The sequence below is a fragment of the Microcoleus sp. AR_TQ3_B6 genome, from assembly GCF_036702785.1.
GTDB lineage: Bacteria > Cyanobacteriota > Cyanobacteriia > Cyanobacteriales > Microcoleaceae > Microcoleus.
Genome location: NZ_JAUBVJ010000025.1, coordinates 1 through 19,644 on the forward strand (window position 1 = coordinate 1; position 19,644 = coordinate 19,644).

Annotated in this window: 22 protein-coding genes; 14 read left to right on the plus strand and 8 right to left on the minus strand. The window is 46.5% G+C overall.

Annotated features, from left to right (window positions below):
* Nucleotides 1-132: 132 nt before the first annotated feature.
* The 7 genes from QUB56_RS14345 (at nt 133) to QUB56_RS14375 (ending at nt 6,872) form a co-directional block, all read left to right on the plus strand.
* Nucleotides 133-648, plus strand: coding sequence for an isoprenylcysteine carboxylmethyltransferase family protein (locus QUB56_RS14345; protein WP_332955952.1), 516 nt, complete (start codon nt 133-135; stop codon nt 646-648).
* Between the two features lie 60 nt (nt 649-708).
* Nucleotides 709-2,145 carry a hypothetical protein gene (locus tag QUB56_RS14350; protein ID WP_332955954.1) on the plus strand — a complete coding sequence of 479 codons (1,437 nt, stop codon included), beginning with the start codon at nt 709-711 and terminating at the stop codon, nt 2,143-2,145.
* 495 nt (nt 2,146-2,640) lie between these two features.
* Entirely contained in the window at nt 2,641-4,224 is a 1,584-nt protein-coding gene (locus QUB56_RS14355) for a chloride channel protein (RefSeq protein ID WP_332955957.1), read from the plus strand.
* Nucleotides 4,225-4,285: 61 nt separating this feature from the next.
* Nucleotides 4,286-5,185: an Rpn family recombination-promoting nuclease/putative transposase gene (locus QUB56_RS14360; protein WP_332955958.1), complete on the plus strand. Its 900-nt coding sequence runs from the start codon at nt 4,286-4,288 to the stop codon at nt 5,183-5,185.
* Between the two features lie 58 nt (nt 5,186-5,243).
* On the plus strand, nt 5,244-5,843 hold the full coding sequence (locus QUB56_RS14365; protein WP_332955959.1) for an HAD family hydrolase: 600 nt from the start codon (nt 5,244-5,246) through the stop codon (nt 5,841-5,843).
* Nucleotides 5,844-6,001: 158 nt separating this feature from the next.
* On the plus strand, nt 6,002-6,481 hold the full coding sequence (locus QUB56_RS14370; RefSeq protein WP_332955960.1) for a J domain-containing protein: 480 nt from the start codon (nt 6,002-6,004) through the stop codon (nt 6,479-6,481).
* Nucleotides 6,482-6,599: 118 nt separating this feature from the next.
* Nucleotides 6,600-6,872 carry a DUF3143 domain-containing protein gene (locus QUB56_RS14375; protein WP_332955961.1) on the plus strand — a complete coding sequence of 91 codons (273 nt, stop codon included), beginning with the start codon at nt 6,600-6,602 and terminating at the stop codon, nt 6,870-6,872.
* Between the two features lie 320 nt (nt 6,873-7,192).
* On the opposite strand, the gene QUB56_RS14380 is transcribed toward QUB56_RS14375, so the two are convergent.
* The 3 genes from QUB56_RS14380 to lysA all read right to left on the minus strand — a co-directional run bounded on the left by QUB56_RS14380 (nt 7,193) and on the right by lysA (nt 10,502).
* On the minus strand, nt 7,193-7,939 hold the full coding sequence (locus tag QUB56_RS14380) for an isoprenyl transferase (protein WP_332955962.1): 747 nt from the start codon (nt 7,937-7,939) through the stop codon (nt 7,193-7,195).
* A gap of 20 nt (nt 7,940-7,959) precedes the next feature.
* Nucleotides 7,960-8,853: a diadenylate cyclase CdaA gene (cdaA, locus tag QUB56_RS14385; protein ID WP_332955963.1), complete on the minus strand. Its 894-nt coding sequence runs from the start codon at nt 8,851-8,853 to the stop codon at nt 7,960-7,962.
* Between the two features lie 215 nt (nt 8,854-9,068).
* The gene (gene lysA, locus QUB56_RS14390) at nt 9,069-10,502 is read right to left on the minus strand and encodes a diaminopimelate decarboxylase (RefSeq protein ID WP_332955964.1); all 1,434 of its coding nucleotides are present in this window, start codon (nt 10,500-10,502) and stop codon (nt 9,069-9,071) included.
* Between the two features lie 185 nt (nt 10,503-10,687).
* Here lysA and rimI point away from each other — a divergent pair, with 185 nt between their 5' ends.
* From rimI to QUB56_RS37215, 5 genes are all read left to right on the plus strand, one after another.
* The gene (gene rimI / locus QUB56_RS14395) at nt 10,688-11,365 is read left to right on the plus strand and encodes a ribosomal protein S18-alanine N-acetyltransferase (RefSeq protein WP_332955965.1); all 678 of its coding nucleotides are present in this window, start codon (nt 10,688-10,690) and stop codon (nt 11,363-11,365) included.
* Nucleotides 11,366-11,568: 203 nt separating this feature from the next.
* Nucleotides 11,569-11,760: a hypothetical protein gene (locus QUB56_RS14400; RefSeq protein WP_332955966.1), complete on the plus strand. Its 192-nt coding sequence runs from the start codon at nt 11,569-11,571 to the stop codon at nt 11,758-11,760.
* A 74-nt stretch (nt 11,761-11,834) separates the two neighbouring features.
* A complete protein-coding gene (locus tag QUB56_RS37205) occupies nt 11,835-12,140 on the plus strand; it encodes a helix-turn-helix domain-containing protein (RefSeq protein WP_445243344.1) in 306 nt (101 codons plus the stop codon).
* A gap of 16 nt (nt 12,141-12,156) precedes the next feature.
* The gene (locus QUB56_RS37210) at nt 12,157-12,609 is read left to right on the plus strand and encodes an RNA-guided endonuclease InsQ/TnpB family protein (protein WP_445243345.1); all 453 of its coding nucleotides are present in this window, start codon (nt 12,157-12,159) and stop codon (nt 12,607-12,609) included.
* Nucleotides 12,610-12,613: 4 nt separating this feature from the next.
* On the plus strand, nt 12,614-13,003 hold the full coding sequence (locus QUB56_RS37215; RefSeq protein ID WP_445243348.1) for an RNA-guided endonuclease InsQ/TnpB family protein: 390 nt from the start codon (nt 12,614-12,616) through the stop codon (nt 13,001-13,003).
* A 195-nt stretch (nt 13,004-13,198) separates the two neighbouring features.
* On the opposite strand, the gene QUB56_RS14410 is transcribed toward QUB56_RS37215, so the two are convergent.
* Complete coding sequence (locus QUB56_RS14410; protein WP_332955967.1) at nt 13,199-13,741, minus strand: transposase; 543 nt, start codon at nt 13,739-13,741, stop codon at nt 13,199-13,201.
* Nucleotides 13,738-14,046 carry a transposase gene (locus QUB56_RS37220; protein WP_445243346.1) on the minus strand — a complete coding sequence of 103 codons (309 nt, stop codon included), beginning with the start codon at nt 14,044-14,046 and terminating at the stop codon, nt 13,738-13,740. The genes QUB56_RS14410 and QUB56_RS37220 overlap by 4 nt, the downstream gene beginning before the upstream one ends.
* 352 nt (nt 14,047-14,398) lie before the next feature.
* Between QUB56_RS37220 and QUB56_RS14415 the strand changes: the two genes are divergently transcribed.
* A complete protein-coding gene (locus QUB56_RS14415; RefSeq protein ID WP_332955968.1) occupies nt 14,399-14,581 on the plus strand; it encodes a hypothetical protein in 183 nt (60 codons plus the stop codon).
* A gap of 35 nt (nt 14,582-14,616) precedes the next feature.
* The gene (locus QUB56_RS14420; RefSeq protein WP_332955969.1) at nt 14,617-16,332 is read left to right on the plus strand and encodes a hypothetical protein; all 1,716 of its coding nucleotides are present in this window, start codon (nt 14,617-14,619) and stop codon (nt 16,330-16,332) included.
* Between the two features lie 790 nt (nt 16,333-17,122).
* Here QUB56_RS14420 and QUB56_RS14425 read toward each other — a convergent pair.
* The 3 genes from QUB56_RS14425 to QUB56_RS14435 all read right to left on the minus strand — a co-directional run bounded on the left by QUB56_RS14425 (nt 17,123) and on the right by QUB56_RS14435 (nt 19,577).
* The gene (locus tag QUB56_RS14425; RefSeq protein WP_332955971.1) at nt 17,123-17,620 is read right to left on the minus strand and encodes a hypothetical protein; all 498 of its coding nucleotides are present in this window, start codon (nt 17,618-17,620) and stop codon (nt 17,123-17,125) included.
* Nucleotides 17,610-18,449, minus strand: a complete 840-nt coding sequence (locus tag QUB56_RS14430; protein WP_332955972.1) for a nucleoside hydrolase — start codon at nt 18,447-18,449, stop codon at nt 17,610-17,612. Before QUB56_RS14430 ends, QUB56_RS14425 begins: the two co-directional genes overlap by 11 nt.
* Nucleotides 18,450-18,521: 72 nt before the next feature.
* Entirely contained in the window at nt 18,522-19,577 is a 1,056-nt protein-coding gene (locus QUB56_RS14435) for a nucleoside hydrolase (protein WP_332955973.1), read from the minus strand.
* Between the last annotated feature and the right edge of the window lie 67 nt (nt 19,578-19,644).

Sequence of the window (19,644 nt, forward strand, 5' to 3'; positions counted from 1 at the left end):
CCTTCTTCCTTTTCTTCCTTCTTCCTTCTTCCTTCTTCCTTATTCCTTCTTCCTTCTCCCTCCTTCCTTCTTCCTTTTCTTCCTTCTTCCTTCTTCCTTCTTCCTCCTTCCTTCTTCCTTCTTTGTCTTACTATGAAAATCTTAACTGACTGGGGCTTCACCCGCGAAGGCTGGCGCAATAACAGCCGCGGCGAATATTTAGTTTTGCTTCAAGGAGCATTGCTCGCAGGATTTGCAATCTTACCAGTTTATCAACTGCCAGGATTAAAAATTGAATCACCTCAATTACTTGCTCTTACTTGGAGTGTAGCAAGTATTCTCGGCTTAGGCGGATTAATTTTAATCATCAAAGGATTGATAGACTTAGGAAAAAACCTCACACCTTTACCCTATCCCATAGAAAACGGAGAATTAGTCCAAACAGGCATTTACGGAATAGTGCGGCATCCATTATACAGTGGCTTAATTTTAGCCGCCCTCGGCTGGACAATTTTTCAAATGAGCATATCCCACTTAATAGCCAGCGCCATATTAATAATATTTTTCGAGATCAAAGCCAACCGAGAAGAAGCCTGGTTAACAAAAAAATATCCAGACTATTCAGAATACAGCCAGCGAGTCAAAAAGCTAATTCCCGGAATCTATTAACAGATCTCCTCTGCATCTGCGTTAATCCGTGTTAATCAGCTTCAATCTGCGGTAAAAAAAATGAATTGTCCCAAAAAAATACAAATTAAACTCCTAGCATTAATACTATTTTTATGCTTATCACAGCAATTAACAGCGTGCAGCTTAGTCACAAAACCATTTCAACTTCCAGTCTCAGCCAAACAAGAACCCTGGCCAATTCAAACAGGCCTTCGAGCAGCCATCGTCCGCTCCAAGATACCAACAGTCAACCGCATAGTTTTAGTACCAGACGAAGCCACATTCTTAACAGCAATCCAAAAATGGAATCTCAAAGGAAACTGGCCTATTCTCATTGAAGACAAAAAATATGCGCCCATGTTTTTGCAGCGCTTTAAAGCCGAAGAAATAGTCCGTTTGCCAAGCATCAAACAGCAACTGCCAAAAGGTAAAAAACTCCAAGAATTAATGCTGAAGGCCTCAGCAACAGCCTGGAATGCCACGGATACTCAAACCTTAAAAGCAAAATGGACCCAACTCGGTTGGGAACCCCCAGGAGTAGTAATCACATCAGAAAACGACCCCGCCCGCTCAGCAGCAGTTGCCTTAGCAGCGGCTCACGGTCAACCTTTAGTATTTGTAGAAGGCAACTTCGGAAAACCCAACCAGACCCTCAATAACACACAGTGGGAAAATCTGCAAAGAGCAATTACAAAAGCCGTCGAATCTACCGGATTTTTTTATTCTCAACTCGCAGACCCGATCGACACAATAACCATTGTACGCGAACTAGCAGTAAAATATCAATCCCCTCAAAAGAAAGACGAACAATTAGCTGTTACCGACGGTTTGGGACGGCACTTCAACGGCGAACGCTGGGCGGTTGTAGGCTGGATTTTCGGCTCGGAGGTGCGATCGATCTATCAAGCCATGTGTGCCATATTTCTAGACAGCCAAACAGCGATGCTTTATGACAGTTACCCCAAGGAAGGAAATTGGGCAAAATATGAAATGGAGGAAGCAGCTAGCGGACTAAAAACTATAGGTTTGAATGTCGATTTAGTGCAGCAACCAGAATCGAGCCTAAAAAAGTGGCGGAGTTTAGCCTCAAAACCGTGGGCATTTGACTTAATATTAATGAATTCCAAAGGCTATCCAACATCATTCCAAGTCGGCAACGGCGACGCTTCTGTTGAAGACCTACCAAAACTTCAATTTCCCACAGCAATCCACATGATTCACAGTTGGTCAGCCTCAGATCCAGAGGACACAAACACCGTTAGCGGAAGGTGGTTAGTAAATGGTGCTTACGCCTATGTCGGCAGCGTCAACGAACCTTTTTTATCGGCTTTTATTCCACCTAAATTAATGATCGATCGCCTGAAGCGAGGATCACCATTTTTAATAGCAGCACGCCAGCTAGAATCCCCTCCCTGGAAAGTCGCCACCATCGGCGATCCGCTAATGTCGATCGCCAAACCCAGACAAAGGATTCCGCCCACTCAACAACCGCTATAGGATGATTTTAAATTTTATATCTAAGATTGCTGTTTTTAATAGATAAGATTGGAAGCATTCGCTATCCAATCTTGAAATACATCTGCGTTCCGAAGCGTTGCTCTGCGGTTTCCCTATCAATCAAAAGTTGATGCAATCAGTCTAAGGCAAAATATCGAATCGCTAATCATTTAATCAGAATGTTTGTTTCACTAATTTCTCCCCAATCTACAGCTCATTGATCCGCTTAGGCGATCGCCCTAAGTGCCAAAACTATAAATATAGTTAATTAGGACGATCGCGCGAGTGTATCTAAGTTTGAATGTAAGTGAGTATACAATCACGCCAAATCCGCCGGTTCTCAGAATCCGTCATTCCACCCCAGCCGCCCGCCCCAAAAATCCGCCCTAAAATACCGCTTAATTAACTTGTCAATTCCCCTAAAATAACACAAAATTAAAATAAGAAATAAAATGTAATATTTATCTAACTTCTCACAGAAGAATTAACCGCTAAATGAGAGCCACCCCTCCTGTGGATCTGTCGCCAACCGGCCCAACCGCAGCAACTCCCCAAGCCTCCCGCCTAAGCCCGCTGTTCACCCGCCTGCACCCAAGCCCAGAAACCCTCCTGCTCATCCTTTCCCTAGTAATCGGGGGAGTTACGGGTGCAGGGGTCGTCACCTTTCACTACCTGATCAACTTCATCCACAGCGTGATGCTGCAAGACTTCATGGGGGCGATCGCCTCCAAAGGCTCTTGGACCCTAGCCTGCATTCCCACCCTCGGCGGAGTCATCATCGGGCTGATGCGCTGGCGATTTCGGGACTTTGGCCCGAATATGTCTTCCTTAATTGCAGCCACCCGCGGGCTGCAAGAACTCTCCCCCCTCAAACCCATCACCAAAATGATGGCAGCCTCAGTTTCCCTAGGCACCGGCGCCTCCCTGGGCCCGGAAGCCCCCAGCGTGGAAATCGGTGCTAATTTTGGAATGCTGCTGGCTCAAGTTTTGCAGCTCTCGCCAGAACGGCAGCGCTTGCTCTTGGGCGCCGGAGCTGCTGCTGGTTTATCTGCCGGGTTTAACTCTCCCATCGCCGGAGTGTTCTTTGCCTTAGAAGTCGTGCTCGGCAGCACCTTCGCCACTTCCTCAGTCAGCGTTGTCTTGCTCTCGGCCGTAGTTTCGGCGCTCATCGCTCAAATCTGCTTGGGAGCTCAGCCTGCCTTTTCTTTGCCGATCTACGATGTCCGCAGCCCCCTAGAACTGCCTCTGTACATGGGATTGGGGGTTTTGGCGAGCGGAGTGTCTCTAGCCTACACAGAAGCAATTCAATTAGCCGAGGGCTGTTTTCAAGGAAAAGTCCGAGGATTTGCTTGGCTCGGACGACTGCCCCGGCCGCTTCACCCGATCGTCGGCGGGGCCGCAGTCGGCTTAGTCGCCCTGCAATTGCCTCAAATTTTGGGTGTGGGCTACGAAACAGTCCAAGCAATGCTCCAAGATGTTAAATTTTCCTTGCCTTTGCTGCTGCAGCTGCTGTTTGTCAAACTGGCGATGACAGCAATCAGCCTCGGCAGCGGTTTAGTGGGCGGCATCTTTGCTCCGGCGATGTTTTTGGGAGCTTCCCTGGGTTCGGCTTACGGCCTGTTTTTGGAAATGCTGCCGGCAATGAGCGATCGAGTCGCCGGCCCTGCCGCCTACGCAATGGTGGGAATGGCCGCCGTCCTCGCCGGCAGCGCCAGAGCACCGCTGACAGCCATCCTATTGATGTTTGAATTAACCCGCGATTACCGGATTGTCTTGCCTTTGATGGCAGCAGTCGGATTGAGCGTTTGGCTGGTGGAGTGTGTCAACCGCCGATCGACAGCCCACAGCCTCAACCTTCAGCAAATGGGCGTAGACGTGGCTGTCAATACACCGATCAAAGCCAGAGAACAGTTGCAAGATTGGGAAGATGTTCTGGGCGATCGCATCGTCACAGAACTGATTTCGTGCCAAATTCCCATGGATGAGGAACACAGGGACGATGAGCCCGTGCTGGCGATCGCTAAGGCACATTTGCCGGAAAATGTCAAACCATTACCTGAAACAAAATCAGCAGTTTGACCCGGATCCAATCCCTTGGTTCGTCACAAAACCCATAACCTCAAAGCTAAATCTGACAACCATGATATTTATCAACCCGAAAACCGATTACGCCTTCAAAAAAATTTTCGGTTCCTCAGAAAGCAAAGAGATTCTAATTAGCTTTCTCAACGCTCTAATTTATGAAGGCAATCCCACGATTGAAGACTTAGAAATTATCAACCCGAATCTGCCGCCCAAACTAGAAGGCTTAAAAGATAGTTATCTGGATGTGAAAGCAAAACTCAGCGATGGCACTTTAGTAATTATTGAAATGCAAGTGCTCAACGTCCAGTCTTTTGGCAAGCGAGTTTTGTACAATGCAGCGAAGACTTACGCTTTTCAATTGGAAGCAGCCCAAGGATATCGAATGCTGAAGCCAGTAATTGCTCTGACAATTACTGATTTTGAAATGTTTCCTAACAGCCCAGAATTTATTTCCAGATTTGTGTTCAAAGAAGTCAAAACAAATTTGACTTATCCCGAAAATGAGCTGGATTTAGTGTTTGTAGAGCTGCCCAAGTTTACCAAAGAACAGGAGGAACTTGAAACTTTAGCAGACAAATGGATTTATTTTATGAAAAATGCGAGAATTCTGACATCGGTTCCAGAAACAATGGATAGCATACCAGAAATACATCAAGCTTTTAATATTGCTAATCAAGCCAGTTTGAGCCGAGAGGAAGTGGAAGATTTGGACAGAAGAGAACAGTTTATTTATGACCAACAGGGAGCAATTATTAAGGCTGTTCAGGACGGCATAGAACAAGGCATAGAACAAGGCATAGAACAAGGCATAGAACAAGGCATAGAACAAGGAAAGCGACAAGAGAAGTTGGCGATCGCCAGACAATTAATTTCACAGCTAGATAATGCAATGATTAGTCAAGTTACAGGGCTTAGCCTTGAGGACGTGCAAAATTTGCGCTCGGGCGATTCATAGTTGAAAGTAATTGGGTACAGGGAGTAGATCGAGACATAGCGATGAACGATTTTTGATTGTGGATTCTATAAAAAAACTATTGATCCTCGATATTGATGAAACTTTAATTTATGCTGCCGAAGCATCTCTACCTCGGCAAGCTGACTTTTTAGTGGGGCAATATCACATTTACAAACGACCGTTTCTTAATGTATTTTTGAAAAATTGCCTAGACTGGTTTGAGGTGGCAGTTTGGACATCTTCTACGGCGTCTTATGCGATCGCAATTGTCTCAGCCGTCTTTGAAAATCCTAAAAGTTTATCGTTTGTGTGGGCAAGCGAGCGCTGCACAGTTGCTTACGATCTTGAATGCTTGGAATATTACAATCGCAAAAATATAAAAAAGGTCAAGCGCAAAGGGTATCGTCTAGAGTCAATCATTGCAGTGGATGATACACCTCAAAAGTGGGAGCACAGCTATGGCAATCTGGTGCGAGTAAACCCCTTTGAGGGGGAGGAGACGGATGATGAATTGAAGTATTTGCTGCTTTACTTGGATACACTCAGATATGAAGAAAATATCCGCAGTGTCGAGAAAAGATTCTGGCGACATCAGCTTACCCGATCCCTCGGTGAGTCAGATATGTCCAACACTTCGTCAAGTCGCACAACTAATTGATGAAGCCGACGGCTTGAATATCTTGGTGCTGAGTTTGAGGTTACTTGCCGTCGCCTTACGCCCACCCTCAACCCCTCGACATCGCAGACAGTGGCGCTAGCCTCAAATCTGCTCTAAAATAATCAAAAATTATCAACAACAAGCCCAGAGGCGCTGAGGTGACTCCTAACGAGGGAACGGCAAACAGCAAAAGTCAGAAAATACCCGGCAAAACCCCCTTGGGTTCTAGCTACTACGGCTTGTTAGGGCTGCATCCTTCCGCATCGCCGCTCGAAATTCGGCGATCGTATCGGGAACTGAGCAAACTCTACCATCCCGATACCACCGATCTGCCGCCCTCCGTCGCCACCGCCAAATTTCAGCAGCTTAACAACGCCTACGCCACCCTCAGCAACCCAGAACGCCGCCTAGCCTACGACCTAAAAATAGGCTATTCTCGCCTGAACGTGATTCAGTCGCCCCCAGGCTTCAATACTCCGGTTTCGGGCTCGGGCAAAAAAACTTCCAACTCCGCTTACCTAGACCCCACGGATCGACCTCTTTCCCCCGGAGAAATGTTCGCCCTGTTTATCATGGGAGCTAGTTTAATCGGATGTTTGGTACTGGCGATCGCGATCGGCTTAATTCGCGGCAATTAAAGCCTCAAATCCCAAATCCCCAATCCTCAATCCTCAATCCCAAATCCCAAATCCCAAATCCCAAATCCTTAATCCCAAATCCCCAATCTAAAATCTAAAATCTAAAATCTAAAATCCCATGACTCTTCCTTCCGCTGACACTCCTTTGTACAACCATCCGCTGCCGTCCATCGAGCAGTGGCTAATCAGCCGTGGCTGCCAGCAAGACCGGCGAGAACTCCACTGCTGGCAGATCGATCGACCTACCTGGAAAGCAGAACTATCCCTCGATATCGACCAACTCACCATCCGTTACATCCATGCTGGAGCCGACGGCGAAGATATTCAGCGAGCCTTCAAATACTCCCTCTCGCGTCAGGACATTGAAGCTGCCGTTTTCTCCGGCCCCTAATTTGATTTGAGATTTAAGATTTGAGATTTGAGATTTTTACTCCAATCTAAACTCTCAAATCCTTATGTTGAGCAGGAGAGAATTGAAAGTGGTATGAGATTTTAGATTGGGAATCCAGGTGAGAATCAGGAGCACCCAGCCTGCCAGCATTGACAGGGGAGTTCGAGGGTCCGGCTTGCTGTATTGTGCTGTGCGGGACGCTCTCGGGTAGTAAAAACGTTTTTTACTTTCATGGAGATCCTCCCTCAGAATCGACACCTACTTGGAAACAGAAAAATCAACCAAAAAATCTCAAATCTAAAATCCCAAATCCCAAATCGTTACACTTTGCCAAATCGGCGGCTGCGCTGCTGATAATCAGATAAAGCGCGGTGAAACTCCGATCGATCAAAATCCGGCCACAGCGTCTGAGTAATGTAAATTTCCGAATAAGCCATTTGCCATAGCAGAAAATTGCTCAACCGCATTTCCCCGCTCGTCCGGATCAGCAAATCCGGGTCACAAATATCAGCAGTATACAAATAGCGTTTAAATAAAACCTCATCAATCTCCTCCGGCTGCAACTTGCCCTCTTGCACCTGAGTGGCGATCGCCCGACAAGCTTGTACAATCTCCTGACGCCCTCCGTAATTCGTCGCCACCGTAAACAAAATCCCCTGATTGTGCTGAGTTGCCGTCACAGAACGCTCGATTTCCGCCTGCAAAGACTTCGGCAAAGCTTGCAAATTCCCCATAAATTGAATTTGCACGTCCTCGTCCACCATCTCCCGCAATTCTTGCCGCAGCTTACCCTCAAACAAACTCATTAAAAAATCCACCTCCCCGGCCGGCCGGCCCCAATTCTCCGTCGAAAAAGCATAGGCGGTTAAAGCTGGAATCCCCCAATCTTTGCAGCAGCGCAGCAGTTCCTTCAGAGTGCTAGCTCCTCGGCGGTGTCCCGCAATCCGCGGCAACCCCTTCTTCTTAGCCCAGCGCCCGTTCCCATCCATAATCACTGCTATGTGCTTAGGCAGTAGTTCTTGTTGCAGATCCTCCGGCAACTTTTCCAAGCAAATTCCTTGACTCATGGTTTCTCCCGATTACCCGACTAACGGCGCAGTATCCGTTTTAACAGCGTCACTCCCTTCAATCCTATCTGGCGTCCGAGATTGCCGATCGGAATTGGAGCCACAGCTCTTTCTCCGTCCGACGGAAACAGCTTTGCTTCCAGCAATTCCTTAAGTTTGCTGCTAGTCAAAGGTCGATTTAAAGTTCCCATCTGCGCCAGAGAAATAGAACCCGTTTCCTCCGACACCACCACGCACACGCAAGCTTGTACCCGTTCCGTAATCCCCATCGCCGCCCGGTGGCGGGTTCCCAACTGCCGCGACGCGCTGCGATCGGACAAAGGCAAAATTACCCCCGCCGACACGATCCGCGAACCTCGAATCAACACAGCTCCGTCGTGCAGCAAAGTTTGCGGCTGAAAGATAGTCTGCAACAATTCTTTAGAAACTTCAGCATTTAGCTTTAATCCCGGCACAGAAAAATCCCGATCGTCGATCGGAGAATCTGTTTCTATAATTAGTAAAGCGCCCGTGCGGTTTTGCGAAAGTTCTTTTACTGCGTCCACAATTTCATCTATTACGCTGTCCGGTTCGGGAGTTGGTCGGCGATCGCGTCCAAACAATTGCCGAAATTCCCCTCGACCCAATTGTTCCAGAAATCGGCGAAACTCCGACTGCAATATTACCGCCATTGCCACAGCCGAACCAGTCACCAAGCTGTTGAGGGCAACGTGCAACAGCCTCAATCCAGCCCAGTTGCTCAGCGCCGCCGCCAGCATCAAAATAATAAATCCCCGTACCATCCACAGCGTTCTGCGCTCCCCAACAATGACGAGCACCAAATACGCAAGGGCAAAAACCAGTCCAATATCGAGGCATTGAATCAATAAGGACTGAACGAGGCCAAAGTCATAGCCAGATTGTTGATTGTTCATGGTTCATCGAACGCTACCGCCTGTGAACCGCGAACCGTGATGCACTCGAACCCGTGAACCATGAACAGTTGTTATAAGGAATATGCTGAAAATCCCCGTGTTTTTAGACCGAGGAGTGTCAATCCAATCGCGTGACTGAACAAGGCAAAAGTTAAAAGTGAAAAAGCAATCATCACGAAGTAAACATGGATTGTCTTTCTTTTAACTTTTAACTTTTAACTTTTAACTTTTAACTTTTGAGATCCGAGTCGTTCAGGAAGGCGGTCAAGCCTCAGCAAATCCTGGTAAGTTTCCCGCTGTATAATCGTGTTAACTTCCCCATTTCTCACTAAAACCGCTGCCGGTCGAGGTACTCGGTTGTAGTTAGAAGCCATGCTGTAATTGTATGCCCCTGTAGCCGTAACCACTAGGACATCTCCGGCCTGACACTCTGGCAAGAAGGCATCTTTAATCAGAACATCGCCTGACTCGCAGTGTTTCCCAGCAATTGTCACTGTTTCCGTTAACGGTGCAGACATTTTACCGGCTGCGATCGCTCGATAAACTGATTGATAGGTAATAGGACGCGGATTGTCCGACATACCTCCATCCACAGCTAAATAAGTCCGCATTCCCGGAATGACTTTTTGAGAGCCAACCGTATAAGCAGTGACGCAGGCTGTACCGACGAGCGATCGACCCGGTTCGCAAAGCAATTTCGGTAATGGCAATTGCTGCCGCTCGCAAGCTGCTACCACCGCGGAGCAAATTGTACGAGCCCAATCTTCAATGCTGGGAGGATCGTCCGCTTCAGTATAGCGAATGCCCAACCCCCCGCCAATATTAATTTCTGTCGCTGGCAATCCATAACTAAGTGCTTTTGTCAAGGCCTCAACTATGACATCGGCTAAATCGTCATGGGGTTGCAGTTCAAAAATCTGAGAGCCGATGTGAGCGTGTACTCCCACGCAAAATAAGGACGGGTGTTGGCTGATGAAAGTAAATACTCGATCGAGCGAGTTGGGATCGAAGCCAAATTTACTGTCGATTTGACCCGTCTGAATGTACTCGTGGGTGTGACACTCAATTCCAGGAGTAAACCGCACCATAATTCGTGTCGGCCCACCTGTGAGGCTGCTGACACCCAATTTTCCCAACTCTGCTAGAGTCTCTAAATCCCGCCAATTGTCGGCTACGGTAATGCAGTCGCTTTCGACAGCTAGCTGGAGTTCCTCGCGGGACTTGTTGTTACCGTGGAAGTAGATTTTGTCGGGTTCCACACCGGCTTGCAGTGCAGTGTGGATTTCGCCTGCTGATACGACATCTATTCCTAAACCTTCCTCCGCGGCGATCGCGCAAACTGCCAAACAACTCCAAGCTTTAGAAGCATAGAGCACTTGAGAAGAGCCCGGATAGTAACGCCCGAAAGCATCCCGGTACTGGGCGCAAGCCGCCCGCAGCGTTTCTTCGTCTAAAATGTACAACGGCGAGCCAAATTGCTCAACCAAGGCTGTCACCTCGCAGCCTCCGATTTCCAACCGATCGCTGCTGTTAACACTGGCTGTCAGCGGTAACAGTTCTTGATTGGGCGATCGATTTTGCAGGGTCGGCTTCGAGTCAGACAGATACTTAAGTCCCGATTCCACCCCGAAAGATTGAGTTGATACCATCGCGCAATAACTATCCTAGGTTATTAGTCAGCAGTCATTAATCAGCAGTCAGCAGTCGGCAGTCATTAATCAGCAGTCAGCAGTCGTTGGCAGTAGACTAATGTCTGGAGACTTGTGAGTCATGACTCAAAACTAGCCACAAACAGCTAATCGCTACTGTGTTTTCCAGTGTACAATTTACAGCCGTGCGTTTTCTACAAATTAAACATCTCGCCGCAGAACACCTCAACAGTGCAGTCGAACTCGATCGGCTCTGTTTTGGCGGACTGTGGACTTTAGAAGGCTACAGGCGTGAGTTAGGCAGTCCTAACACCGATTTACTGGGTTTGTGGGCATCGTCCACCGGTTCGGACCAATCAGAAAGATGCGACAGCGAACTCGAGTCGATCGAACCCAACAGCATTCTCAACACAAAACCGCTCAGTGTTGAGACTTCCTCGCCAGCCACTCCCAACTCAAAACTTACCCCAACCCCGATCGGCTTGGGTTGTCTGTGGGCAATTTTAGAAGAAGCTCATATTACAATTTTGGCAATTCATCCTCGCTTTCAAGGTCAGGGTTTAGGACAAGCTCTGCTTTGGGCTTTACTAACCAAGGCTCACTCTAGACAATTAGAACGGGCAACTTTAGAAGTGCGGGAGTCTAATTTAGCCGCAGTGTCTCTGTACAATAAATTTGGTTTTAAAGAGGCAGGACGGCGGAAACGATACTACCAAGACACCGGAGAAGATGCTCTGGTAATGTGGCGCAGCGGCATAGAAAAACCCGAATTTAAGCTTTATTTGGCCGTTGAGAAAGTGCAAATTTGCGATCGGCTCCATCTGAAAAACTGGCATTTGGCGAGCGAGACTTTTGAAAAATGAAAGTAAATTGTTGCGAATTTAATCAGGCTTAGCATGGGGATCCAGAAACCTGGTTTTTTACCAAAATGCGCGACAGCTTATCGTGGGAACATACAGCATATTCCACATTGATGAAGTACACCAGTCAAGCGTTCAATAGCTGTAGGGAAACGGCACGGCGCCGTGTCCTCTATCGAAAGCTATGTACCTCACTTACCTAAAAAATGCTGTATTTAATATCCACATTAGCAGGAAAGCCTGTTATGGCAGCCACAATAGGAGGCACAATCAAAGTCAACGTCATCAAAGTCACAGAGTCCAACTTCGCTGGTGTCTACACCGGGGACTTTTCCTACGACGATACACATCTGACCAAAAACGTGGGTACAAGCCCCGCCCTTCCAGGGCGACTTTAATTAAGAATCGTGAATAATCGCTTTAACCTTTGGTCGCAGCCCTATCTATAATTAAGGTTAGGAGGACAAAACAAGTGTTTAACTTAACCTACGAGTTCAAACTGAAACCAACGACAGCACAGACAGTTATCTTTGAAGACTGGTTGGAACAATGTCGCCGTGTTTACAACTACGCATTGGCAGAGCGCAAGCATTGGTTTGGGTCTCGTAGTTGTCAGGTTAACGCTTGTTCTATCCGTTCCGAGTTCATCATCCCAGCCGAAACGAAACGACCAACTTATGCCAGTCAGTGTAAAAACTTAACAACAGCAAGGGCAAGCATACCCGCTTTAGGGACTGTTCAAGTACACGTCTTGCAGCAAACGCGCTTGACGGCTTGAAAAAGCATTTGTCAATATGTGGGAACAGAAACACGGATTTCCTCGCTTTAAAAAAGTAGGAGCAATGCGGTCTTTTGTGTTCCCACAACTGGGTGTCAATCCTGTCAAAAATGGAACACTGAAACTACCCAAAATTGGGTTAGTAAGGTTTCACCAATCGCGTCCTATCCCAGATGGCGCAACAATTAAACAGGCGAGAATAGTCAAGAGAGCTAGTGGCTGGTACGTTATGCTAACCCTGCAATGGGATGTTTCAGTACCGTCAGTTATGCCGCACGGCGAAGGCGTAGGAATTGATCTCGGACTAACTAATTTCATCGCAACCTCCAATGGTCTTCTAGTCAAACGCCAAAATTTTTTCCTTGATGCAGAACGCAAGCTTAAATTGCTGCAACAACGTGTCAGTCGCAAAAAACTAGGCTCCCATAACTGGAAGAAGGCGAGCGAAGAAAGTTGCCAAACTGCATGAGTACATCGCTAACTGCCGTAAAGATTGGCATTGGAAGTTAGCTCACCAGCTCTGTAAAGATGCGGGGATGATTTTCGTTGAGGATTTAAACTTAGTCGGTTTGTCCAGAGCGATGTTAGGCAAACACTGCTTAGATGCCTTTTGGGGTCAGTTCTTTACGATATTGGAGCAAGCTTGTTTTAAGCATGGCGTGTATTTTCAAAAAGTAAGCGCTCACAAAACAAGTCAGATTTGCCCTAGCTGTGGCTTAGAAACAGGCAAAAAAGAATTGTCGGAGCGCACTCACTCTTGTTCAAGTTGTGGCTACACAACAGATAGAGATGTTGCAGCCGCGCAAGTAGTTCTTATTCGAGGAATTGCAGCCGTAGGGCATACCGCCTGTGATGCTTTCTGAGGGTAAATTCATTGGAATCCCTTTGAAGGAAGAATCCTCGCACCTTGATAGTCGAGGAGTGTCAACAAGGTCGGCACGGAATCGATGACTGTCAATGGTGGAAATGGAGATCGACCGGGACTGCTATCTCTGAACTTTAGATTTTTGGACTTTGCGGGGGCTTAACTCCTGTCACCTATAGAACCCATTTGAGATCTAGGAAGCTAGCCTCTTAATCATCAACCTAATAAAACAAAGATTCATCTTGGCAGTTGCATTATCTAAGGTTCTCTCGAAGTTTTTGATGAGAATTTTACACCTTTCCATCCAAGAATTGGAGCGCTCGATGACCCACCTCGCTTTAACTGGCACAAATCCCGATTGTCCTTGAGCTTCTTTTTGTTTTTTTGAAGGTTTTTCCGAGAGTTCAAACTTAATTTTGGTGAGAATTTGTGGGTAAATCTTCTTTAACTCAGCAGTCAAGTGGTCGGGGTGATATCCGTGGTCTAGCAAGATAGTGATTTTGGGAACATTAACGGGTTTAGACTTGAAATAATTGATGTTTTTGCTTAACATTTCAATTAAACCTGCATCATCTGATAAGCTAGCTTTCGTGCAGTGAGTAAAAAATGGAAACGATCGCGTGTCAACCGCTAGATGTCTTTTAATACCATTGGTTGATTTGTAAAAACAATAACCTTTCGATGCAATACTGGCATTACAGGTATTTTTAACTGCCTGTGAATCGATGAGGATCAATGTAGTCCACTTCGGTTTTTTTTTACTTGCATTCGGACTTGAGAATGTAAGACCCTCATCAACTCTTCAAGCACACCTTGAGAGCGCCACTGTTTGTAATGCCAATATACGGTTGAGTAGGGAGGTAAATCTTTGGGTAGGTCTGCCCAATTGCAACCATTCTTGAGTTGATAGAAGATGCCATTTAAAATTTCTCTTTGAGTCCAGTTAGGGGGTCTAGTTTTCTTTTTTAGCGGCAAAATTTGAGAGAGTAAGGGTGACAAAAATTCCCATTCAGCATCTGTGAGATTAGTAGAGTACGGCATCGCCCGAGAGAGTGTTTTGATGGTAATTTTACATCAACGAGCCTCAGCGGGGACAACCAACTTGAAAATCTTTCCAGGCGTTCGCTTTAAACCCCAAAATCTCAACTCACCGCGGGCGAGCAGGCAATCGACTGCTGTGAGCCGCTCGCCCGCTGTGATTCGCTCGCCCTCTGTGAGTCGATCACCTGCTGCGGTGCTCATCAAAAGATCTCAAATGGGTTCTATACGGCAAGTGATGATTTCAACTTCCCAGATCATCCTGTTTTAGCTTTTGAGAACGGACTTCCAATTCAATTTGGCTTTCAAGTTGCTCCGGGAAACGGTCAGAGTTTGGGGCGGAAATAACGGATTTATGTTTGTAGATCCTGGAATATTTAAGTTCGTCTTGCGAAATGGAACTATTGGAGGTGAGGGGCTAGTGACCTTAGAAATTAACGAATCTCCTCCTCTCGTAGCGGAGAACGCCTCCCCATTTGCCTGGTTTGCCTTTTTGGGCTTGGGTGCAGCTCACTTGTCGAGAAAGTCCAACAATTAATAATCTTTAACAACCTAACTGGAGAGGAATAGACAATGGCAGTAATAAATACTCCGTTTTTGGTAACAGGTGGCGAAACTAACAGACCACCTAGCAATGCTTTTAGTCCAAGTCAGCGTCAAATAAATATCCGTGCCCCCTTCTCGGTTCCCTCTGCGGATCGATGGACCAATCAAAAAGTATGGTTGCTGATTCCTGGTTTCACAGCACCCAGCAATTCTTTTGATGCAACTCTGGCGACAGCCATCAAAGATGCTAACCCAAACGATACAGTTTTAGCCCTTGACTGGACGCAAGTGAGCGGCACCCCAACAAATAATGCAACAGCAGGGATCGCTATAGGAGACCTTTACAGATCTGGTTCGTGGATTACTCCAGTGGCAACAGCAGTCCGAAACAAACTTGTGGAGTGGGGAATGCCAGCCACAGCACTCAATATTGTTGGTCACAGTCTTGGTGCTCACCTTGCCAGCGAACTTGCCGCCAGTTTCAATACTACCTATGGCAGTCAAGTTGGTTCGGTTGCAGCCCTTGACCCAGCATCAAATAGTGCAAGACTTGTCAGTCCCTACGATATTATTAATGGCTTCGATACTGACCTATCAAATGGATACCTAAACCATCTAGGAATTCCAGACCCAATCGAACGCTTAGACTTTGGTGCTACGGCTTCAAGAAGAAGTTTTAATGGCATCAGTAGTATAGCAGGAAATGAAGCTCAAGCTGGAACTGCCAAAGAATCTTTCCTTTTTGACTTCGGCACCAATCCGCTTAATCCCTTCGACCAAGTTGCTCAACACAACCGTGTCGTGACCGCCTACACAAATTTGGTTAGAACTGATGCAGCCCACAATTCTCGTTTAGCCACAAATATTCTGGGTCTGACTGACACGCAGCCCGATCATCAATTTCGACCAAACTTCTATAGAGGGGATTTTCTTAACTCTCTTCAAGTGCATGAAGGAGTGATTCCCGTCGATGCTCAAGATAATCCTTTGTTTCTGGTTGGTGCTAAGCTTAATGGCGGAACCAACGATCGCTTCATCTATGGGACTAACAGCAACGACGTATTAACAGGAACTGGCATTTTTGGGAAATATTACAACAACAACGGCAACCATACTTATTATTGTGGGGATGGGAACGATATTGTCTCTGCTGGCACAGGTAATGACATCATCTTTGGCGGGGCTGGAGTTGATGCCCTTAGCGGATCAGATGGGAATAATCTGATCTTTGGTGACGCTGGTAGTGATTTGATCGCTGCCGGTACAGGCAATGACACCATTAATGGCGGGGCTGGAGATGACAACATTAATGCCGGAAATGGCAACAATACCCTTCGCGGTGACGAGGGTAATGATGTTCTCACTGGCGGAAACGGCATTAATATCTTGTTTGGTGGTTTGGGAAACGATACTCTCGGAGGTGGTGCGGGTCAGAACATATTAACAGGTTCAGAAAGCAACGGGCCGTCTGGTGTTGAGGTAGATACTTTAATTGGCAACAGCGGTAACTCGGTTAACGCATTTTATATTGGTGATAACACAACAAATTGGTACTCAGTCGGTGGTGGAAATGATTACGCCCAAATTGTTAACTTTAATGCAGCAACTGACGTAATTTTAGGTGGCGTCAATATTGAGGCACAAAATCTCATCACTCAAACCTTTCTCTGGTCGGGAAGTGAATTGATTGCAAAGATTGACGGTCTCTGGGCTTCGCAACTACAGTTCCCTGTAAGGATTTAGAATTGATATTTCCCCGGTCTGGCAGAGGCGGCTGTGATTCGTTATACTTTGCACGGTCTATGACCGTGCTTTTTCACCAGTCCCAATAATGGTAAAAGTGCCACAAGCCGAAAAGAAAAGTAGTGCCGATCCCTAGCCGCCTAATCTGCCTGCCCGGCCATACTTACGGCTTTGCTTCGCGCCTCTATAATTTGACCGATCTCGCGTCCCAAGCTTGGTTGACGTTCAATCATCGTATTTACCTCCAACTCTAGCGGTTTTGCTCTCTGGTTCTGGTTCCGCTAATATTCCTTGTGCTGATTTGTATTAAAGATTCCTAATCTAGTTTCTTATTGGCCAGGCATCTTGCCTGCCCAATAATGACAATCAGTGAGAATTAGCTCAGAACTATCTATTTGTATGTCAATCGTCCCTCGATATGGCTATTAAGATTTTGATGATGGCTAAAGTATTCTTCAAGGACATCCTGGCAGGAGGTGGAAACCACCTTTTGAGTCCCTAATTCGGTCAATTATTCAGTTATCTAACCTAGACTTATCAGGGAATTTTTCTAATGAAATTTCTCTAAACACATAGTGTATTGAGCATCGGCTTGTACTGTTTTTTCATTAATGCTCAAAGATTCAAGTTTCTTGTGATCCTCACTGTAAACTGCCTGAATAGCCTTGTTGGCCTGAAAACAACAACTTTCTCCTGGTAGTCTGTTTTCCGGTCTCATGAAATGTGCAAATATCTTAGTGATATGTTCACCAGTCACTCTAACCTTATAAAGTACATCGTCGTCGTAAGGCTAAACAGTTTTAAGGTCGCTAAATGTAACTAGAGAACCTAATTTTGTGCCACGAATTGAACCACTTCCTATCAGAACGACATCAAACTTATCGAGTTGGGCAACAATATCAGCAATTAAGTTACCCACATCAGTTTCTTGTTCGCTATGAGGATGAGTCAGTTTACGTGCTACGCGACCAATCAGCCGGTTATATTTGCGATCGACCTCTTCTTGGAAAGTCGCAATCAGCTTTTCGATTTCTGGATCGGGCCCGGCTAGATTATTATCAACAGGCAGGAGTTGCCACTGCCATTCAACAATGCTGTTAGTATCGTCATCTACTACAACATCGAAATGTCCAATCTGCTCGGTGCCTACTCCGGCTTGTGCAATCAGAATGTCGTTAACTTTGGCTGGTTGTTCTAGGATTGTATGGGAGTGCCCGCCCACGATCATATCCACACCCCATTCTGGATTTAGCATTGCCGCTAGTTTTTTATCCTCTTCAAAACCCATCTCGAACTTTTGCCCTTTTCAACATCAAAGTTTCCGGATAAAACAGGTATCCCAAGGTGGCTGCATCATGGACAAGAAGACCTGGAATTCCTGCTGTTTCTCGATAACCCAAGGCTGTGTCAATCATGAACTCACAAAGAGCTATCAAGAATTGGGAAAGTTTACTCTCTGGATTCGCCTGAGTGACTGCCTGAGTCATATCTCGTGTGAAAATTAAGTGTCTGGTGACGTCCAACGGCATCACGACAATATCATCTCGGCTGTCAAATACTGTCTGAGGAGCTTCAGCATTAAACCAAATATTGAATTCGGCATGGGGAGTCACATTACCCGAACAGGAAAAAGCACCTCCCATAATGACAATTTCTTTGGCTTTTTTGAGGATGCCAGGACTTTTTGTTTCCGCCGCAGCGAGGTTTGTCAGGGGACCGATCGCGACAATGGTAATCTCCCCTGGATTTGCGTTGAGCTCGTCGATGATGATTTCGTCGGAGTAGGGAGCATCCTCAAATTTATGGGTGGCTGGGGGTAAAGTATGAGACAGATTGCCCATCCCATCCGCCCCATGAATATGTCCGGCATCTTCTACAACTTGTTTGATGGGGACACCGCGACCTACTTTAATCTCTGGGAATCCTGCTAAATTTAAAATCTGCGACGCACTAGAAAATGTGCGTTTAGCAGCGACATTGCCATCTGCGGAAGTAACGGCGACAAGTTCAGCTAGTCCTGATTTGACCGAGCTCAGAAGCCACAGAAAGGCATAGATATCGTCTGGGCCCGGATCGGTGTCGAGAATGATTCTGGGATGAGTGAGTTGAGTTGTCATGGGATCAGGTTCCTCAAGTCAGGGATGATTGTAGAAAAGTCCGATCGCGCATTGTCCAACCTGTGTCACCCGTCAGACAAGTCGATCGAATAGCTGCATAAACCGTTCAGTATCCACATCTAAGCAAGCCTCTACATTGGGGGGGTTAGTTTCCTCATCTCTGCGATCGCGGCGATCGGCTAGTGACATTCCCGTCGTGAATCTTCCTTCGGTTTCAACCATCATATGTAGCGATTCTGTCCTTACCAAACTGGGATCTATTGCAACCGCCACCGCCAAGGGGTCGTGTAAATAACACCCATAAAAGCCTTCGTTATCACGGTAGAAAGCCATATAAATCCCCGTGCAGTCGGCAATAAATTGGATAAGTTTTGAAGGACGGCGCTGTAAATTATCTTCAACAACTTGGCGGGGTAAAGGGGCTTTCATCGCCACATCTAGACCAACTAAGGTGATGGGAATTCCTGACTCCATCACGACTTGAGCCGCATCGGGATCGACAAAAAAGTTAAATTCAGCCGCTGCTGAAATATTTCCCGGTACTGTAACCGCCCCACCCATAATGATAATCCGCCCGATTTTTTTCATCGTTGCGCTATCTTTCTGAATCGCTGTGGCTAGATTTGTGAGTGGTCCTAAAGCAATAATCGTCAGATTATCGTACTTTTTAGCTGCCGAAAGAAGCAGATCGATAGCATTCTCTGTAGATGGCTTAGTAGTAAGTTTGGGATAGCGAGGTGTACCATCAGCTTCCTTAAATTGATCCAACTCACCTAAACCATCTGCCCCATGAATTCCTGCGGCATTGAAGGGAGGTTTCAGCAGTGGCTTTTCACACCCTTTGGCAACAACGGGCGAAGTATCTGGCTCCACAATACTGATGACGCGCAACACATTATTAGCGGCCTGCTCGACGTTAATATTGCCAGCGACAACGGTGATGGCTTTCAGGTCTAATTGGGGTGAATTTAATGCCATAATCAGAGCCAAGGCATCATCTACACCACCGTCTGTATCTACTATTACTGGAACTGGCTGATTTGGAAGGGCTATCATGTTAATTATTGCTCCCTTAAATTTATCCGAAGCCGATACAAATTCTGGCGGCGCAGGTAAGCTGCTACGCATCTAAATTGAATGCAGAGACGGGCAGGATGCCCGTCCCACAAGAATTGTAGAAAAATTGACTTTCAAA

Coding starts and splice junctions, on each gene's coding strand:
- QUB56_RS14345 (WP_332955952.1), top strand. CDS start 133: ATGAAAATCTTAACTGACTGGGGCTTCACCCGCGAAGGCTGGCGCAAT.
- QUB56_RS14350 (WP_332955954.1), top strand. CDS start 709: ATGAATTGTCCCAAAAAAATACAAATTAAACTCCTAGCATTAATACTA.
- QUB56_RS14355 (WP_332955957.1), top strand. CDS start 2,641: ATGAGAGCCACCCCTCCTGTGGATCTGTCGCCAACCGGCCCAACCGCA.
- QUB56_RS14360 (WP_332955958.1), top strand. CDS start 4,286: ATGATATTTATCAACCCGAAAACCGATTACGCCTTCAAAAAAATTTTC.
- QUB56_RS14375 (WP_332955961.1), top strand. CDS start 6,600: ATGACTCTTCCTTCCGCTGACACTCCTTTGTACAACCATCCGCTGCCG.
- QUB56_RS14380 (WP_332955962.1), bottom strand. CDS start 7,939: ATGAGTCAAGGAATTTGCTTGGAAAAGTTGCCGGAGGATCTGCAACAA.
- cdaA (WP_332955963.1), bottom strand. CDS start 8,853: ATGAACAATCAACAATCTGGCTATGACTTTGGCCTCGTTCAGTCCTTA.
- lysA (WP_332955964.1), bottom strand. CDS start 10,502: ATGGTATCAACTCAATCTTTCGGGGTGGAATCGGGACTTAAGTATCTG.
- QUB56_RS14400 (WP_332955966.1), top strand. CDS start 11,569: ATGCTGTATTTAATATCCACATTAGCAGGAAAGCCTGTTATGGCAGCC.
- QUB56_RS37210 (WP_445243345.1), top strand. CDS start 12,157: ATGTGGGAACAGAAACACGGATTTCCTCGCTTTAAAAAAGTAGGAGCA.
- QUB56_RS37220 (WP_445243346.1), bottom strand. CDS start 14,046: ATGCCGTACTCTACTAATCTCACAGATGCTGAATGGGAATTTTTGTCA.
- QUB56_RS14415 (WP_332955968.1), top strand. CDS start 14,399: ATGTTTGTAGATCCTGGAATATTTAAGTTCGTCTTGCGAAATGGAACT.
- QUB56_RS14420 (WP_332955969.1), top strand. CDS start 14,617: ATGGCAGTAATAAATACTCCGTTTTTGGTAACAGGTGGCGAAACTAAC.
- QUB56_RS14425 (WP_332955971.1), bottom strand. CDS start 17,620: ATGGGTTTTGAAGAGGATAAAAAACTAGCGGCAATGCTAAATCCAGAA.
- QUB56_RS14430 (WP_332955972.1), bottom strand. CDS start 18,449: ATGACAACTCAACTCACTCATCCCAGAATCATTCTCGACACCGATCCG.
- QUB56_RS14435 (WP_332955973.1), bottom strand. CDS start 19,577: ATGCGTAGCAGCTTACCTGCGCCGCCAGAATTTGTATCGGCTTCGGAT.